The organism is Streptomyces sp. BPTC-684, assembly GCF_030028635.1.
Taxonomy (GTDB): domain Bacteria; phylum Actinomycetota; class Actinomycetes; order Streptomycetales; family Streptomycetaceae; genus Streptomyces; species Streptomyces noboritoensis.
The window spans coordinates 6,343,651-6,357,872 of sequence record NZ_CP124863.1 but is presented as its reverse complement, the minus strand read 5'-3'; the positions used below and the strand labels follow the sequence as shown (position 1 = coordinate 6,357,872).

General features: G+C 72.9%; 14 protein-coding genes. 7 read left to right on the top strand and 7 right to left on the bottom strand.

Annotation, left to right across the window (positions count from 1 at the left end; all coding sequences use genetic code 11):
* Positions 1 to 3: 3 nt before the first annotated feature.
* Both QIY60_RS28310 and QIY60_RS28305 read right to left on the bottom strand, forming a co-directional pair.
* The gene (locus QIY60_RS28310; RefSeq protein ID WP_283145002.1) at positions 4 to 1,410 is read right to left on the bottom strand and encodes an adenylosuccinate lyase family protein; all 1,407 of its coding nucleotides are present in this window, start codon (positions 1,408 to 1,410) and stop codon (positions 4 to 6) included.
* A complete protein-coding gene (locus tag QIY60_RS28305; RefSeq protein ID WP_283145001.1) occupies positions 1,407 to 3,377 on the bottom strand; it encodes an FAD/NAD(P)-binding protein in 1,971 nt (656 codons plus the stop codon). Before QIY60_RS28305 ends, QIY60_RS28310 begins: the two co-directional genes overlap by 4 nt.
* Positions 3,378 to 3,719: 342 nt before the next feature.
* Between QIY60_RS28305 and QIY60_RS28300 the strand changes: the two genes are divergently transcribed.
* A complete protein-coding gene (locus QIY60_RS28300; protein ID WP_283145000.1) occupies positions 3,720 to 4,526 on the top strand; it encodes a maleate cis-trans isomerase in 807 nt (268 codons plus the stop codon).
* 33 nt (positions 4,527 to 4,559) lie between these two features.
* On the opposite strand, the gene QIY60_RS28295 is transcribed toward QIY60_RS28300, so the two are convergent.
* Entirely contained in the window at positions 4,560 to 5,534 is a 975-nt protein-coding gene (locus tag QIY60_RS28295; RefSeq protein WP_283144999.1) for an NADP-dependent oxidoreductase, read from the bottom strand.
* A 157-nt stretch (positions 5,535 to 5,691) separates the two neighbouring features.
* On the opposite strand from QIY60_RS28295, the gene QIY60_RS28290 reads away from it, so the two are divergent.
* Entirely contained in the window at positions 5,692 to 6,057 is a 366-nt protein-coding gene (locus QIY60_RS28290) for a helix-turn-helix domain-containing protein (RefSeq protein ID WP_283144998.1), read from the top strand.
* A gap of 107 nt (positions 6,058 to 6,164) precedes the next feature.
* On the opposite strand, the gene QIY60_RS28285 is transcribed toward QIY60_RS28290, so the two are convergent.
* Positions 6,165 to 6,548, bottom strand: a complete 384-nt coding sequence (locus QIY60_RS28285) for a helix-turn-helix domain-containing protein (protein WP_283144997.1) — start codon at positions 6,546 to 6,548, stop codon at positions 6,165 to 6,167.
* Positions 6,549 to 6,610: 62 nt separating this feature from the next.
* Here QIY60_RS28285 and QIY60_RS28280 point away from each other — a divergent pair, with 62 nt between their 5' ends.
* From QIY60_RS28280 to QIY60_RS28270, 3 genes are all read left to right on the top strand, one after another.
* Entirely contained in the window at positions 6,611 to 7,312 is a 702-nt protein-coding gene (locus tag QIY60_RS28280; protein WP_283144996.1) for an NAD(P)H-binding protein, read from the top strand.
* 46 nt (positions 7,313 to 7,358) lie between these two features.
* Entirely contained in the window at positions 7,359 to 8,210 is an 852-nt protein-coding gene (locus QIY60_RS28275; RefSeq protein ID WP_283144995.1) for an alpha/beta hydrolase, read from the top strand.
* A gap of 98 nt (positions 8,211 to 8,308) precedes the next feature.
* A complete protein-coding gene (locus QIY60_RS28270; protein ID WP_283144994.1) occupies positions 8,309 to 9,151 on the top strand; it encodes an alpha/beta hydrolase in 843 nt (280 codons plus the stop codon).
* Positions 9,152 to 9,168: 17 nt separating this feature from the next.
* Here QIY60_RS28270 and QIY60_RS28265 read toward each other — a convergent pair whose 3' ends face one another.
* Positions 9,169 to 9,702, bottom strand: coding sequence for a GNAT family N-acetyltransferase (locus tag QIY60_RS28265; protein ID WP_283144993.1), 534 nt, complete (start codon positions 9,700 to 9,702; stop codon positions 9,169 to 9,171).
* A gap of 74 nt (positions 9,703 to 9,776) precedes the next feature.
* Complete coding sequence (locus tag QIY60_RS28260; RefSeq protein WP_283144992.1) at positions 9,777 to 10,571, bottom strand: hypothetical protein; 795 nt, start codon at positions 10,569 to 10,571, stop codon at positions 9,777 to 9,779.
* 174 nt (positions 10,572 to 10,745) lie between these two features.
* Here QIY60_RS28260 and QIY60_RS28255 point away from each other — a divergent pair, with 174 nt between their 5' ends.
* Positions 10,746 to 11,882: a PP2C family protein-serine/threonine phosphatase gene (locus QIY60_RS28255; RefSeq protein ID WP_283144991.1), complete on the top strand. Its 1,137-nt coding sequence runs from the start codon at positions 10,746 to 10,748 to the stop codon at positions 11,880 to 11,882.
* Between the two features lie 8 nt (positions 11,883 to 11,890).
* Here the strand turns inward: QIY60_RS28255 and QIY60_RS28250 are convergent, their stop codons facing one another.
* Positions 11,891 to 12,988: a glycosyltransferase gene (locus QIY60_RS28250; protein WP_283144990.1), complete on the bottom strand. Its 1,098-nt coding sequence runs from the start codon at positions 12,986 to 12,988 to the stop codon at positions 11,891 to 11,893.
* A 420-nt stretch (positions 12,989 to 13,408) separates the two neighbouring features.
* Between QIY60_RS28250 and QIY60_RS28245 the strand changes: the two genes are divergently transcribed.
* Positions 13,409 to 14,155, top strand: coding sequence for a hypothetical protein (locus tag QIY60_RS28245; protein ID WP_283144989.1), 747 nt, complete (start codon positions 13,409 to 13,411; stop codon positions 14,153 to 14,155).
* The last annotated feature ends 67 nt before the right edge of the window (positions 14,156 to 14,222 follow it).

The following is a 14,222-nucleotide window of genomic DNA, read 5'->3' as shown; positions in this document are numbered from 1 at the left end:
ACCTCAGTGCTGCGGGCCCACCGCCCGGTCCACCAGGGCCGCCGCCCCGCCCGTGTACCGGGCCGGATCGCACAGCTCGGCCAGTTCCCCGGCGGTGAAGTGGCCGCTCAGCTCCTCGGACTCGGCGAGCACGTCCCCGAGCGGGCGGCCGGACCGCTGTGCGGTGTGCGAGGCCCGGGTGAGCGCCTGCTTGGCCTCGGCCTTGCCCAGCTTGGGTGCCAGTACGGCGGCGATGCGCTCGGAGACGATCTGGCCGCCGGTCAGCGCCAGGTTCTCGGCCATCCGCTCCGGCCGCACCTCCAGCCCCTCGGCCAGTTCCACCAGGGTGTGGGTGGCGCCGCCGGTCAGCCGCAGGCACTCGCGCAGCAGCTGCCACTCCGCGTGCCACGCCCCGGCGGAGCGCTCGTCCTCGGAGAGCATGCACTGGGTGACGCCCGCGGCCAGGACGGGCACCTGGAGCGCCGCGCTGCGCAGCAGCGTCGCGAGCACCGGGTTGCGCTTGTGCGGCATGGCCGAGGAGCTGCCGCGCCCGGTGACCGCGGGCTCGGCGACCTCCGCGACCTCGGTGCGGGTCAGCGACTGCACGTCCACCGCGATCTTGCCGAGGGCGGCGGCCGTGAAGGCGAGGGCGGCCGCGAGGTCCGCGATGGGCGTACGCAGGGTGTGCCAGGGCAGTTCGGCCGTGGCGAGGCCCGTCTCCTGCGCGAAGGCGTCGGTGAGGCGTGCCGCGTACTCGCCCGGGTCCAGCGTGCCCTCGCCGTCGAGCCGCGCGTACTCCAGATACCCGGCGAGCGTTCCGGCCGCCCCGCCGAGGGAGACGGGCAGCCCGCCGTCCAGGACGCGCTCCAGGCGCAGATCGGCGTCGAGCAGCAGCTTGCGCCAGCCCGCCGCCTTCAGCCCGAACGTGGTGGGCACCGCGTGCAGGGCCAGGGTGCGGCCCGCCATGGTGGTGTCGCGGTGCTCCCGGGCGAGCCCGGCCAGGGCGTCGGCGGACCTGGCGAGGTCGGCGCGCATCAGCCGCAGCGCCCGCTGGGCGACGAGCATCGCGCCGGTGTCGAAGATGTCCTGGCTGGTGGAGCCGCGGTGCACATAGTGGGCGGCCGCCGGGTCCACGGCGGCGACGCGCTTGCTGAACGCCTGCACCAGACCCACCACCGGGTTGGCGGTCTCCCGCGCGGCCAGCGCCAGCTCCCTCAGGTCGAGGTGCTCGGCGCGGGCCTCGGCGCCGATGACCTCGGCGACCTTCTGCGGCAGGGTGCCGAGCCGGGCCTGCGCCCGGGCGAGGGCGGCCTCGGCGTCGAGCATCCCCTGCAGCCACGCCAGATCGCCGACGGCCTCCTCGGCGGGAGTGCCGACGCGGACCGGCGAGAGCAGGCCGGAGTCGAGCAGGCTGTCGGGGTAGGCGGTCATACGAGTGCTCCTTGCAGTCGGTCGGGGGCGGCGACCGAGGCGGTGGGACGGGGCGCGAGGGCAAGCACCGCGCGGGCGATGGCGTCGGAGTCGGCCAGGGTCACCGAGTCCACCCCGGGCCGGATCCCGGCCGCGGTCACCCAGTGCACGGCCTCCGTGGGCACACCGTAGGCGAACCGGCGCGGGTGCGCCCGGCCCCGGGCGTCGCGGACGCGGTAGGGGCGCTCGGCGACGGCGAGGCCGCCGGTCTCGTACCCGGCCCCGCCGCCCGCGCTGGGCACCCGGTGGTTGACGGCCTGCCCGGTGGCGACCAGGTGCTGGAGCAGCGGGTCGGCGGCGCGCCGCAGATCCGCCTCGGGCAGCCGCGCCTCGATCAGTACGTGGGCCCGCAGGGGCGGTCCGGGTACGGCCCGGGACTGGGCGACGAAGGCGGGGTTGACCGTGTCGATGCGTATCTCGGTCTCCGGGCCGGTGAGTTCGAGGATGCCCGCCTCGATCAGCGCGATCATCTCCTCGATGCGCGAGGTGGGCGGGCCGATGGAGAGGAAGGCGTTCAACGGCGTGTACCAGCCGTCGAGTTCGTCGCGGTGCGAGTCGCCGTGCAGCCCGCTGTGGTCGACCGCGAGCCGGATCTCGTTGCGCAGGTCGCGCAGGACGTCCAGGGCGGACTTGAGCGGGCCGCTGAGGTTGCCGTACTTGGCCTCGCGGACGTCGTCGCGCAGGTACTGGAGCAGCCAGTCGCGGAACGCGGTCCGGTCGCCGAACTCCTGGCCGCCGTACGGGCGCGACAGGCGCTCCCAGCTCCAGCGCTCCGCCTCGGGGATGCCGGCCGCGTCCAGTAACGCGCTCTGGTCCTCGGCGCTCTCGCAGGCCAGGAAGCGGTCCTCCAGGTCGGTGCGCTCGGCGTCGCGGCCGTGGGCGGTGAGCCAGGTGCCGTAGTAGACGCTCTCCACCTCGCGGGTGATCAGCGGCCACAACTCGTCGCGCAGACCGATCCGTTCGCCGTCGTCGGCCCGCTTGCGCAGGGTCTCGACGTGCTCGGGGGTGAGAAGACGGGGGTAGTAGCGCTCCGAGGCGCCCTTCTCGTTCTCGCCGCGCGCGTGGTACGGGACGCCCCGGCGGGACGTGGCGTACATCACCGGCTCCTGGCCCGAGGGCCGGTACACCAGACGGCCGTCGACGCGCTCGAAGGAACCGCCGCGGCCCTGGGTGAGCAGGGTCATGTGGTCGAAGAAGTTGAGGCCGAGGCCGCGCAGCAGGACCGGCTCGCCCGCCTTGACCACGCTCAGGTCGAGGTCCGCGGGGTTGGCGGGCTGGAGGTAGCGCAGGCCGTGCACCCGGGCGAGGCTGGCGGTCCGCTCCTCGTGGGCGGTCGGCCGCACTGGGACGTGGCCCTGCGCGAGGATCACGGCGTCCAGACCGCTGAGCCAGGTGCCGTCGGACAGGCCCACGGCCTGCTCGCAGTCGGCCTCACCGTGGCTGTCCGTCACCGCGACGGCGCGCGAGCGGTGGACCTCGATCGTGAGGTGCTCGGGGGCGCGCCGGACGACCTGCTGGAACATCGCGGAGAGGTAGCTGCCGTAGAAGGCGCGGGTGGGGTAGGTGTTCGGCCCCAGGTCGCGGGCCTCGGCGAGCGTCTGCTCGTCGTGACCGCCTCGCCCGCCGGACGCGGCGAGCTCCGCGGCCCACTCCTGCAGGGTGGGGCCGGGCTCGATGGGCCCCTCGATGCACGAGCTGGCGTCGGTGTGGACGGTGATCTGGGACGCCACGGTGTTCATCAGCAGCAGACGGGACTGGTCGGTGCGCCACACGGCACCCGCGCCGGGCTCGCACGGCTCGACGACGTGCACGGTCACCGAGGAGTGCGTCGGCTGCGCACGCTCGTTGGCACACAGCCGCTCCAGTACCGAGAGACCGCGCGGTCCGGCGCCGACTATGCACAGCGTCCTGGGCACGCCACTCCTCATACCAACACTCTCCTGTCGTCTTGACCGAGCGGTCCCGCGGGGGTACGGAACGACTTCCGGGGGAAAGGGGCGGTTGGCTGCTGGTTGTCGTTCCTCACATCGGCAAGATAGCCATGGTGAGGTTGTTCGATCCAAGGACACCGGTCAACTGCGGCATCCTGCACAGGTGTTGGTCGTGCGGCGCTCAACTCGCCGGAGAGCGAGGACCCGCAGGTCACAGCGGTCACGCCAGGCGCACCCGGATGGCGTCGGCGTGTCGCGCGGGCGGCCGCGAGCCCGCACGATGGACAAGCGGATGCAACCGGTCCGCGAAGGAACCGTCCGCGTGGAGGTGCGAGAGCGATGTGGCGACCGGATGGCTGGGACGTACGGGTGCGCATCGGCGTGCTCACCCCGCACGCCGATGTGGGCCCCGAGTCGGAGTTCCGCGCGATGGCGCCGCCCGACGTGGGCGTGCACGCCGCCCGGGTGCCGTTCGGGGCCATGCGCCGGGGCGGCGCCATGGACTCCACGATCCCGCTGGCCCCCGTGCGGGCCTTCGCCGAGCCGCCGTACGTCGACGAGGCCGCCGCGCAGCTCGCCACCGCGCCCGTGGCGGCCATCGCCTACGCGTTCACCAGCTCCGCGTACGTCATCGGCGCGGACGCCGAGGCGGCGATGCTCGCCCGGCTTGCGGGCCGCGCCCACGGCCTGCCGGTGGTCGCCACCTGCGCCTCGACGGTGGAGGCTCTGAACGCCGTGGGCGCCACCCGGATCTGCCTGGTCGATCCGCCGTGGTTCGACACCGCGCTCAACGACCTCGGCCGGGCCTACTACGAGGCCGCCGGATTCGACGTACGTTTCTCCGCGCCCTGCGACCTCCCCAGCGGGCAGGCCCTTATCCGGCCGGACGAGCTGCACGACTGGGTGGCCGGGCGCGTCCCCGAGGAGGCGGAGGCCGTCGTCGTGGGAGGCAACGGCTTCCGGGCGGTGGGGATGGTGGAGACCCTCGAAAACACCCTCGGGCGGCCCGTACTGACTGCCAATCAGGTCCTGCTGTGGGCGGTACTGCGGGCGGCCGGGAGCGACACCGCCGCGATCACGGGGTACGGGAGGCTGTTCACGCCGACCGCCCCGCCCCCGGGCGGAACCGGGGGCGGGGCGTCGTGACACCAGGGCTCACCGCCCCTCAGCGCTGCGCCATCACTCGGCCACCCGCAGCACGATCTTGCCCCGGGTGCGCCCCGAGGCCTGCCGGCAGTGCGCCTCGGCGACCTGCTCCAGCGGGAGCACCGCCGCCACCTCGACCTTGATCGCGCCGGCGTCGATCAGACCGGCCAGGGTGGTCAGGGCCGTACCGTCCGGCTCCACCAGGAACGGCCTGGCCCGCACACCGGCCGCGGCGGCCTTCCCGGCGAGCTCGTCCGACACGCCGGAGGGGACGGCGACGAGCAGGCCGCCCGGGCGCAGCACGGCGAGGGAGCGCGTGCTGGTGCCGTCGATCTCGTCACCGACGAGATCGACGACCACGTCGACGTCGGACAGCTCCTCCTCGAAGCGGGTGGCGGTGTAGTCGACGACCTCGTCGGCGCCGAGCTCCCGCAGCCAGGCGTGCTTGCCCGCGCCGGCGGTGGCGATGACATGGGCCCCGAGGTGCTTGGCGATCCGCACGGCGAAGTGACCCACGCCACCCGCCGCCGCGTGGACGAGCACGCGCTGCCCCGGGCGCACATCCGCGGTGTCCACCAGGATCTGCCAGGCGGTGAGCGCGGCGAGCGGGACGGCGGCGGCCTCGTCGTGGTTCAGGGACGCGGGCTTGCGGGCGAACTGCCGGGCGGGAGCCGTGACGTACTCGGCGTAGCCGCCGGCGGCGCGGGGGAACCACGGCATGCCGTATACCTCGTCCCCCACGTCCAGGGTGTGCACGCCGAAGCCGATCTCCTCGACCACTCCGGAGACGTCCCACCCGAGGACGAACGGCGGCTCGCCGAGGACGCCCGCCATCCCGTGGCCCTCCCGCGTCTTCACGTCGACCGGGTTGACCCCGGCGGAGACGACCCGTACCAGGACCTCCGTCGGCAGCGGTACGGGGCGCGGCGCCTCGGTGACCCGGAGGACCTCGGGGCCGCCGAAGGCGGACTGGGTGACGGCACGCATCGTGGGGGCGGTGTGGGGCATGGGTGACTCCTCGAATGCGGGGCTGCTGCGCCCTCGCGGTGAACGACGCGGCAAAGCTATGGGAGGGGTAGTAGTAACCTGCAAGGGCACCTACTATCTTTTGGATAGTGTCGAGTCGATCGCGCCCACGCACCGAAGAATCGCCGAGGAACCGCCCATGAGCAGGAACTGCACCACCGGCAGTCACGACAAGCACGACGTCTACGCGGCCCTGTGCCCCTGCCGGAACGTGCTGGAACTCCTGGCCAACAAGTGGAGCGCGCTGGCGATAGGCGCCATGGAGGACGGCCCCGTACGGTTCGGGGCGCTGCAGCGCGTGCTCCAGGGTGTCAGCCCCAAGGTGCTCACCCAGACCCTGCGCCGCCTGGAGGAAGCGGGCCTGGTCTCCCGTACGGTCTACCCCGCCGTACCCCCGCACGTCGAGTACGCCCTCACCGAGCTGGGCCGCAGCGCCGCCGAGCCACTGGCCCACATGCGCGAGTGGGCGGAACGGAACGTGGACCTGCTCTACGTTGGGCAGTGAACCCATTTCCGAGGTGACTCGTGTAGGGATCACTCGCCGGATGCAACCCTGACATACATCGGGCAGGCCGGGCACGCGAGGGCCCGGCCCCTCCTCCGTACGCCCGGCTACCGGGCCGTGTACTGCTCGCGGGCGTCCGTCACCTCGGTCAAGTGCGCCCGGGACCACTCGCACGTGGCATTGAGGGGATCGATCAACGAGCGGCCGAGCGCGGTGAGTTCGTACTCGACACGGGGCGGGTTCTCGTCGTACGCGGTACGGGTGAGGAAGCCGTCCCGCTCCATCGCGCGCAGGGTTTCGGTCAGCACCTTCGGGGTGATCCAGTGCAGCGGCACCCGCAGTTCGGAGAACCTGCGCGGGCCGTCCTCCAGACAGCGCAGGACCACACCGGTCCACTTGTCGCCGACGCGGAAGGGCACCAGACCACCGGCGCAGTCGGGCCGGTCGAAGAGGTCGGCGGGCAGGGGTACGGACGTTGTGCGGTCGCTCATGGTGCCGACGCTAGCCCAGTACCTTTGCGGTAACCAGGGGTGCCCGTCCTAGCGTTCCCCTCATGACGACGACGAACGCGAATTCCGCGCACTCCGTGAACCCCTCCCACGCCACCGACTCCCCCAAGCGCATCGCCGTGTTCGGCGCGGGCGGGCGGGTGGGCCGGGCCGTGGTGGCCGAGGCGGTGGCACGCGGCCACTTGGTGACGGCCGTCGTGCGCGACCCCGCGAAGTACCCCGGCCTCGGCTCCGACACCGTGACCGTCGTACAGGGCGACGCCACCGACGCCTCCTCGGTGGCCGCCGCGGCAACCGGCCACGACGCGGCCGTGAACGCCTCGGTGCGGCTCGACGTGCCCTCCGAGGAGTACTTCGTCTCCGCCGCCGAGGCCATGACCGGCGGCCTCGAAACGGCCGGGGTGGGCCGTCTCGTGGTGCTGGGCATCGCCACGACGCTGGAGACGGCGCCGGGTGTACGGATCATGGACGCGCCGGAGTTCCCGGAGCAGTACCGGGTGTTCTCGCAGGGGCACGTGGCCGAGTTCGCGACGCTGGGCGCGGCGGGGCCCGAGCTCGACTGGCTGATGGTGGTGCCGCCCCTCGACCTGGACGCGGAGGGCCCGCGCACCGGCCGGTACCGCACGGCGGTCGGCGCGGTCCTCGACGGCCCCGGGCACCTCTCGCACCCCGACCTGGCACTCGCCGTGCTGGACGAGATCGACGAGCCGGGCCACAGCCGGGTGCAGCTGGCGGTGGCGGACTGAGGGAACTCCCTTGCCGTGATCGTCACGGGGCGGTGAGGATGGCGCCATGCCTACGTTCACCGCCCCCGACGGGACCGAACTCGCCTACCACGTCCGCGGCGCGGGCGAGCCGCTGCTCTGCGTGCCGGGCGGGCCCATGCGCGCCTCCGCCTACCTCGGGGATCTCGGCGGGCTCGCGGCGCACCGCCGACTGGTCCTGCTCGATCTGCGCGGGACCGGTGACTCGGAGGTCCCGGCCGACCCGGCGACGTACCGCTGCGACCGGCAGGTGGCGGACGTCGAAGCCCTCCGCGACCACCTGGGGCTCGACCGCGTCGACCTGCTCGCGCACTCGGCGGGCGGCGATCTCGCCCTGCTGTACGCGGCCCGCCATCCGCGGCGCGTCCGTACGCTCACCCTGATCACCGCCCGCGCGCGGGCCCTCGGCGTCGACTTCACCGAGGAGCACCGCCGGGAGGCGGCCGCCCTGCGCACGGCCGAGCCGTGGTTCGGGGCCGCGTACGCCGCGTACGAGCGGATCCGGGCCGGATCCGACGCCGACGCCGACTGGGACGCCGTCTCCCCCTTCTTCTACGGCCGTTGGGATACGGCGGCCCGGGCGCACGCCGCGGCCGACGTGGAGCAGAGCAACGCCGAAGCCGCGGAGGTGTACGCGTCGTCCGGCGCCTTCTCCCCCGCCGCCGCCCGGGCCGTCGTGGAGACGCTGGACGCGCCGGTCCTGCTGCTCGCGGGGGAACTGGACAGCGGCCCGCTGCCGCGTGTCGCGGCCGACATCGCCGGGCTGTTCCCGAAGGCCCGACTCACCGTCCAGCCGGGCTCGGGCCACTTCCCCTGGCTCGACGACCCGCGGGGTTTCACGCGGACGGTGACGGCGTTCCTGGAGGTAGGGGCGGTCTAGCGACTCCCTTCCTCCGCGGGCGATGAGTTTCCGCCCGGGCAGCGGTCTTCCCTCCGTCGCCGCACCCGCGGACGACTCGGACGGAAGGGCCACCGCACATGACCACCAGCCACACCCTCGACGTCCCCGGCGCGCGTCTGCACTACGAGGTGCGCGGCTCGGGACCGCTCCTGCTCGTCATAGGGGCGCCGATGGACGCCGGTGCGTTCGCGCCGCTGGCCGACGCGCTCGCGAGCGACCACACCGTCGTCACCCATGATCCGCGCGGCATCTCGGGCAGCACTCTCGACGACCCCGAGCAGGACTCCACCCCCGAGCTGCGGGCCGACGACGTCGCCGCGCTGCTCGACGCCCTCGGGGCCGAGACCGCCGACGTGTTCGGCAGCAGCGGCGGCGCGGTGACCGGGCTCGCCCTGGTCGCACGGCACCCCGGGCGGGTGGGGACGCTCATCGCGCACGAGCCTCCGGTGATGGAGCTGCTCCCGGACGCGGCCGAACAGCGCGCCGCGACCGAGGACATCATCCGGACGTTCCACCGCGAGGGGCAGCCCGCGGCGTGGCGGAAGTTCATGGCCAACGCCGGCTTCGACCAGCCCTCCGCCCCGCGCTCCGGCGACGGCGACGGCCAGCCCGAAGCCGCCCCCGCCCCGCCCGCGTTCGAGCCCTCGCCCCGGGACATCGCCAACGGCGTCCGCTTCTTCGCCCACGAGCTGCGCGGCACCGCCGCCCACGTACCCGACATCGCCGCGCTGAAGGCCGCCCCGACCCGTACCGTCGTCGGCATCGGAGCCGCCTCGGGCGCCCTGGTCACCTACCGCACGTCCATGGCCCTGGCCGAGCGGCTCGCGGTGCGGCCGGTCGAGTTCCCGGGCGACCACGGCGGCTTCATCGGGCAGCCCGTGGAGTTCGCGGAGGTGGTACGGAGGGTACTCAAGGGCTGATCACCGCAGGCGGCGCCTCACTGGCAGTCCGTCGACTCCTCCGCCCAGTCCGTCCAGTCCTCCGCCCACTCCACCGCGTAGTACTTCAGCCACTGGTCCTGCGCGACGAGGCTCATGCCCGCCGCGGTCATCACCCGCTGGGAGGCGATGTTGTCGTGGGAGGTGTCGCCCTTGACACGGGTGATGCCCTCGGCGCGGGCGAACAGCAGCAGGGCGCGCAGGGCTTCGGTGGCGTAGCCGTTGCCCTGGACCGCCGGGACCAGGCCGTAGCCGATCGTGACGGTTCCGTCGAGGTCGGGAGCGCCGTGGAAGCCGAGGCCGCCGATGGCGCGGCCGTCCTCGCGGCGGCGGATCTCGTACGCCCCGAACGGCTGCGGGTCTCCGGCGCTCTCGCACGTCTCCAGGTAGCGCCGGGCCCCGGCCGTGTCGGCTTCGGTGGGGTATCCGGGCGCCCAGTGCGCGCTCCCGCCCGGCTCGTCCGCGATCAGCGCCACGGCTTCTTCGACGCTCATCGGGTGGAGTACGAGCCGTGCTGTTACGAGGCATTCCATACCCGGTGGGATATCACCGGGTATGGCGCGCCGCAATCGAATTGTCCGGGAGTACGGTCCGAACCCCTTGCGCACTACGGGAGTTCGCCGTCCCGCGTGGCGCGGATCCCGGGCAGCACCTTCTCGCCGAGGATCTGCCGGAGCTGCGCCTCGATCAGGTCCGCACCCGTCTTGTCGGTCACCGTGTTCTGGAGCTCGTCGCCGCCGGCGCGCAGACGCGTCTCGATGACGCGCGGCCCCCGCTCGGTGAGGACGACCTCGGTGTGGGTGGGCCCGAACTCGACGCCCAGCGCGTCCAGGGCGGCGATGACGTGCCGGGAGACGGCCTCCGGCGGCGCGGGCGCCGCATGGCCCGGCCCGACCGGGCCGACGGGGTCGGAGTTCGTGCGGGTGACGGTGACGACGACGTGCTCGCCCCGCTCCGAGAAGGCCTGCACGCCGTACCGGGCGCCCACGGGGAGGCCTTCCACGACGGCGGAGGCCACGGCCTCGACACCGGCGTCCGCGAGCCGCTGCCTCATCTCGTCGTCGTTCATGACGAGTTCGACGATCTCGGGGGTGTGTGAGTCGAGCCCGAGGACCTGGGCGACGAGGGCCGCCTGCGGTCGGCAGTCGTCGGAGAGGCAACCGATCCGGGTCACCGGCTCGACCGCGTCGACGGCGCGGGCCAGCGCGATCCACTCCTCGTCGGAGGCGTCGGGGCGCAGGACGACGATCCGGCCGGGCTCCTCGGTGTCGTCCGTCCTCGCGAGGTGTTCGGGCCAGCACATGAGGGACGTGGTGACCTTCCGTCCGGCCGTCTCGCCCAACGCGCGCATGCGGGCCGGTATGTCGTACCCGACGCCGAACACCAACACGTGCTCCGTCACGGCAACCCCTCTCCTCGCTGATCCTTTCCGTAGCAATATCAACTGTCAAGGTATGTACACCACTTCACGCGAGCGGCCCGCACATGCACGGTCGCCGCCGCCGAACTGGTCACCCCACGGTCGTGTCGGCCGGGCCTGGGGGGTCCGGGCCGTGGTGCGGTGTAAGCAGGAGCCATGGATCTTCGGGCACTGAACGCGCGGCGCCACCCGTACCACCGACTGCGCCACGCACTGCTCGCGGCGCCGTTCGCGCTGATCGCGTTCGTCACGGTGGGCGACATCCTGGCTCCGCCCGACGTCCACCTCGGGCCGTTCCTGGTGGCCGCGCCCGCCCTCACCGCCTCCTTCGCCGGGCCCCGGACCACGGGGGTCGTCGGTGGGGCCGCCGTCCTCGCACAGGCCTCGGTGGCGATGGTGCGCACCAGCGCCACCGACCTCAACCACTCGGTCCAGATCGTCTCGCTGATCCTGATCTCGGTGTTCGTGACGCTCTTCGCCCATCTGCGCGAGGTGCGCGAGAAGGAGCTCGTCCAACTGCGTTCGGTGGCCGAGACCGCGCAGCAGGTGGTGCTGCGGCCGCTGCGGGAGCGGATCGGCCCGCTGCGCATGGCGTCGGTGTACCTGGCGGCGGAGGCGGAGGCGCAGATCGGCGGTGACCTCTACGCCGCCGCCCGCACCCCCCACGGGACCCGGCTGCTCATCGGCGACGTACGCGGCAAGGGCCTTGAGGCCGTGGGGGACGCGGCCGTCGTCCTGGGCGCCTTCCGGGCCTCGGCCCACCAGGAGGCCGAACTGTCCGGCCTCGTGGCCTATCTGGAAGGCGCCGTCGCCCCGGACCTGCACGACGTCTGCGTCGAGGACGCCGGCGGCGTCGACGACCGGGGCGAGGCGTTCATCACCGCGGCGGTGCTCGACGTGCCCGACGACCGCCAGACGCTCGGCCTGGTCAACTGCGGACACCCGCCGCCCCTGCTCCTGCGCGGCGGCCGGGTCATCCGCCTCGACGTGGCCCATCCGGCACCGCCGCTCGGCCTCTCGGAGCTCGTGGAGCCCGGCCTCGCGGCACAGACCTTCGCCGCGGAGACCTTCGCGTTCGAGGAGGGCGACATCATGCTGCTCTACACGGACGGCGTCATCGAGGCGCGCGACGAGACGGGGACGTTCTATCCCCTGGCGGAACGCCTGGCCGCCTGGTCGGGCACGGGCCCGCGCGCCCTGCTCCGGCACCTCTGCGACGACCTGCTCGCCCATGCGGCGGGGCACTGCCTGGGGGACGACGCCGCGATGGTGGCGATCGAACGGCTGGGGTGAGGCGGGGCTCACGAAGCCGGCACGGCCGCACCCGCCCCACGACCCGCCCCCGACCCGGCCGCCGCACCCGCAAGGCGCTCCTCGGCGAACCGGCGGTTGGCCAGGGTCTGCTTCCGATAGGGCTCGGGCAGGTCCGGCAGGGCGAGGAGCCGGTCGCAGGCCCGCAGCGAAGCCGCGAAGTCACCGGTCCAGTAGGCCGTGATGGAGAACTCGAACAGCAGCCCCCACCGGTACACCCAGGGCTGGGTGAACAGGAGGTCCTCCGGCGCGGCGCGGTCCAGACCCGCGCTGACGATCGCGTGCGCCGACTGGTGCCGGCCCATCGTGCGCAGCCTCGCCGACAGCTCGTAGCAGGCCTCCAGCCGCTCCGGGCGGACCTCCCAGGCCCGTACGAGGGCGTCCATCGCGGACGGCCAGTCACCGCTCTCCGCGCGCAGCACACCCACCTGGAGCAGCGAGTAGTAGACCTCCTCCACCCAGCCGCCCATCTCGGCGCGGCGCTGGTAGAGGGCGATCGCCTCGTCGGTCCGGCCCATGTCGCGCATGGTCTGGGCCAGATAGAAGACGGTTCGGTGGTTCTCCGGGTCGCGGTCCAGCTCGGCGCCGAGCAGCCGTGCGTCGCGTTCGAACTTGTCGTGGCGCGAACCGCCGTCGGCGAAATCGCGGATCGTCAGCGCGTCGAGGTTCTCCTGCCCGGTCGCCCGGTCGCAGGTGAGGTATTCGTGGGTGACACCCTCGTAGTACCAGTCGAAGTCCGCGCGGACCAGGCGCTTGATGCGGTACGAGGTGTCGCCCTCGTGGCGCAGCATGTACGCGTCCGCGGTGAGGTCCGGGAGCGGGCCGTCCCGGCGGATCACCAGGTCCGCGTCGAGGAGCAGCAGGTAGTCGGCCTTGTTCCGCGCGTGCGCGATGTTGAGGGTGCGGTTGTGGCCGAAGTTCACCCAGGGCTCTTCCCGGAGCTCGCCCGGGACGCCGTCGAGGGCGGCCCGGATCAGCTGCTGCGTGCCGTCGGTGGACCCCGTGTCGGAGATGACCCAGGTGTCGATCAGGCCGCGTACCGATGCGAGACAGCGCTCGATGACCCGCGCTTCGTTCTTGACGATCATGCAGAGACACATGGACGGCTTCACGGCATCACCCACCCGGTTCGGTGCGTCGTTCGAACAGCGGCCCACTGTGGCACCCACGCGTCGACGGCCCGCGTCACCCACGCCGGAGCAGGCGGAAGGGTCGCCCGTTCTGGCGTACGCGGATGCCCGCGCGGGAGCGCCGCACTGGCCCATCCGAGTGGATCGACTACTCCGAACCACTGACCTGCCCGCGTGTTCTCCGGACCCGGGGCGAACGAATCCCTTCCGAACGGGGATGTCTTCGCATGCGTTCGCGGAACGCACCAGACCTTTCGAAGAGGGAGCAAGTAAGTGCAATCTGACAACAGGTCGGGGGCACGGCTCGGTCCGCTGCCCCGGCGTGGCAAGTGGCTCGCCGGAAGCGCCGTCGCATCGCTCACCCTTGTACTGGCCGGCGTGGCCGGACCGGCGGCGGCCGCCGTGCCCCAGGGCATGGGCACCCGGGTCGCATCCGGCGAAGAAGGCGGAGGCGACGACCACTGCCAGCCCTCGCCCTGGCCCGACGCGAAGGCCGCGCGCCCCGCCATGGGCGGCGACGACGACCACTGCCAGCAGGGCCCACCCGGACCGCAGGGCCCGAAGGGCCCGCCCGGACCGACGGGCCCCACGGGCGCGACCGGAGCGACCGGAGCCACCGGAGCGACCGGAGCCACCGGATCGACGGGCCCCGCGGGGCCGCCCGGACCCGGGGGGCCACCCGGACCCTCGGGTCCCGCAGGGGCGACTGGAGCCACGGGCGCAACGGGTGCGACCGGAGCCACCGGTGCCACCGGCCCGGCCGGTCCGTGCTTCGACATCGACAGCTACTCCCCCTCGGCCACCGAGGACTTCAGCGCGGTACTCATCAACGGAAAGGCCTACGCCGGCCGGCAAGCCGCCCTCGGAGGTCCGATCGTCTGGACGGATCTGACCAACGCCGACAACCCCAACTACCCGGCCAAGGTATGCGGGATCTCCATCTCGTCACAGGACAAACAAAGCTGGATCAAGGTGGTCACCACAGACGGCAAGGTCTTCCAGACCCATGGCGACACCAATGGCATGACCTTCATCTGGGACGAAGGCTGGACCCCACTCGCCACACCGGTAGCGGGCTCGCTCCGCGCCGCACCACCCAAGGCAGGGAGGACCGAGACCTCCTGAGTTCGTGAGGGAGACCCCCGCGCGTGCCGCTGTCCGACGGCATGCGCGGGGGCTCGTGACACCAAGG

Excerpts from the sequence above, each read along its gene's own strand:
- QIY60_RS28295 (WP_283144999.1), bottom strand. The coding sequence starts at position 5,534 with ATGCCCCACACCGCCCCCACGATGCGTGCCGTCACCCAGTCCGCCTTC.
- QIY60_RS28275 (WP_283144995.1), top strand. The coding sequence starts at position 7,359 with ATGCCTACGTTCACCGCCCCCGACGGGACCGAACTCGCCTACCACGTC.
- QIY60_RS28280 (WP_283144996.1), top strand. The coding sequence starts at position 6,611 with ATGACGACGACGAACGCGAATTCCGCGCACTCCGTGAACCCCTCCCAC.
- QIY60_RS28305 (WP_283145001.1), bottom strand. The coding sequence starts at position 3,377 with ATGAGGAGTGGCGTGCCCAGGACGCTGTGCATAGTCGGCGCCGGACCG.
- QIY60_RS28290 (WP_283144998.1), top strand. The coding sequence starts at position 5,692 with ATGAGCAGGAACTGCACCACCGGCAGTCACGACAAGCACGACGTCTAC.
- QIY60_RS28265 (WP_283144993.1), bottom strand. The coding sequence starts at position 9,702 with ATGGAATGCCTCGTAACAGCACGGCTCGTACTCCACCCGATGAGCGTC.
- QIY60_RS28255 (WP_283144991.1), top strand. The coding sequence starts at position 10,746 with ATGGATCTTCGGGCACTGAACGCGCGGCGCCACCCGTACCACCGACTG.
- QIY60_RS28285 (WP_283144997.1), bottom strand. The coding sequence starts at position 6,548 with ATGAGCGACCGCACAACGTCCGTACCCCTGCCCGCCGACCTCTTCGAC.
- QIY60_RS28310 (WP_283145002.1), bottom strand. The coding sequence starts at position 1,410 with ATGACCGCCTACCCCGACAGCCTGCTCGACTCCGGCCTGCTCTCGCCG.
- QIY60_RS28270 (WP_283144994.1), top strand. The coding sequence starts at position 8,309 with ATGACCACCAGCCACACCCTCGACGTCCCCGGCGCGCGTCTGCACTAC.
- QIY60_RS28250 (WP_283144990.1), bottom strand. The coding sequence starts at position 12,988 with ATGATCGTCAAGAACGAAGCGCGGGTCATCGAGCGCTGTCTCGCATCG.
- QIY60_RS28300 (WP_283145000.1), top strand. The coding sequence starts at position 3,720 with ATGTGGCGACCGGATGGCTGGGACGTACGGGTGCGCATCGGCGTGCTC.